This window comes from Streptomyces sp. NPDC002619 (assembly GCF_042889305.1).
Lineage (GTDB): Bacteria > Actinomycetota > Actinomycetes > Streptomycetales > Streptomycetaceae > Streptomyces.
The window spans coordinates 1-1497 of record NZ_JBIAQV010000156.1 but is presented as its reverse complement, the minus strand read 5'-3'; the positions used below and the strand labels follow the sequence as shown (position 1 = coordinate 1497).

Annotated in this window: 1 protein-coding gene; it reads left to right on the top strand. The window is 68.7% G+C overall.

The annotated features are described in order from the left end of the window. Positions 1-64: 64 nt before the first annotated feature. Positions 65-1497 (top strand): ISL3 family transposase (locus ACFYXB_RS45975; RefSeq protein WP_389591477.1); only part of this gene is annotated, 1433 nt, incomplete at its 3' end.

Here is a 1497-nt window from a genome sequence, read left to right as displayed (position 1 = left end):
CTTTTGTGATCACTTTCGGTCCCCGGCTGACGGGGCGTCCTCGCCGGTGTGACGATCGGCGGCCATGGGCGACGTGATCGTGGAAAACGTGCTGTTCCCGGACCTGGACGGCCTGCTGGTGCAGGACGTCGAACTCGTCGGAGGTGAAGTGCGGGTGGTGGCACGGGCCTGCGCGACCGGAGCAGGGTGTCCGGTCTGTGGCGCACTGTCACTACGGGTCCACAGCGGCTACGAGCGTCAGCTTACGGACACGGCGGTGGGTGGTCGCCTTGTCGTCCTGCGGCTGCGGGTCCGGCGGTTCCGCTGTGCGACGGTCCGGTGCCCGCGCACGACCTTCGTCGAGCAGGTCGACGGCCTGACTTTCCGCTACGGTCGCCGAAGTACCCGCCTGCACGCGAACCTGCAGGCCATCGCGCTGATGCTCGCGGGCAGGGCCGGGGCCCGGCTGGCCGAAGCACTTGACACCTCGGTCAGCCGCTCCACCCTGCTGCGACTGATCCGGGCATTGCCCGACCCACAGCTATCCACACCCCGCGTGCTGGGAGTCGACGACTTCGCCCTGCGCAAGGGGCATGTCTACGGCACGATCCTGATCGATGTCGAGACCCGCAGACCCGTGGACATGCTCCCGGACCGGGAAGCGGCCACCTTGACCCGGTGGCTGGTCGAGCATCCTGGCGTGGAGGTCATCTGCCGTGACCGCGCCAGTGCCTACGCCGAGGGGTCCCGGCTCGGAGCACCCGCCGCGGTCCAGGTCGCTGACAGGTGGCACCTGTGGCACAACCTCTGCGAAGCCGTCGACAAATGCGTCACCCGCCACTCCTCCCACCTGCGCGAACCCACTCAAGTCCCCACGGAGGCGGCTTCAGCGGCGGCGGTCGCCGAACTGGAGAAGACCGCTGAGGCCGGCAAGGCGATGCGGTCGGCCTACCGATGCGCGGACCGCACCCGTGATCGCCACCGGGCAGTCCACGACCTGCTCGACCAGGGACGAAGTCAGCGGGCGATCGCCCAGGAGCTGGGCCTGGCCCGCAACACCGTGCGAAGGTTCGCCCACGCAGCCACCGCCGAGGAGCTCAGCACGGGCAAGTGGCAGGGGCGCTCCAGCGTCCTGGACCCCTTCAAGCCCTACCTGCATCAGCGCTGGCAGGAGGGCTGCACCAATGCCCGGACACTGTTCGAGGAGATCAAGTCCGCCGGATTCCGAGGCCAGTGCACGATTGTCCGCGAGTACCTGCGCCCACTTCGATCCGGGCTCGATCCGGCCGGCCGCGCGTCCAAGCCGCCCTCGCTGCGCGACGTGACCGGCTGGATCACCAAGCACCCCGACAGCCTGACCTCGGAGGATGATCTCAAGATCAAGAGCATCCTCGCCCGGTGTCCCCAGCTCAGCACTGCCGCCGAACACGTACGCTCCTTCGCGGAGATGATGCGTGACCGTGCCGGCCACCACCTGGCCGAGTGGCTCAATGGGGCCGACGCCACCGACCTGCCGGA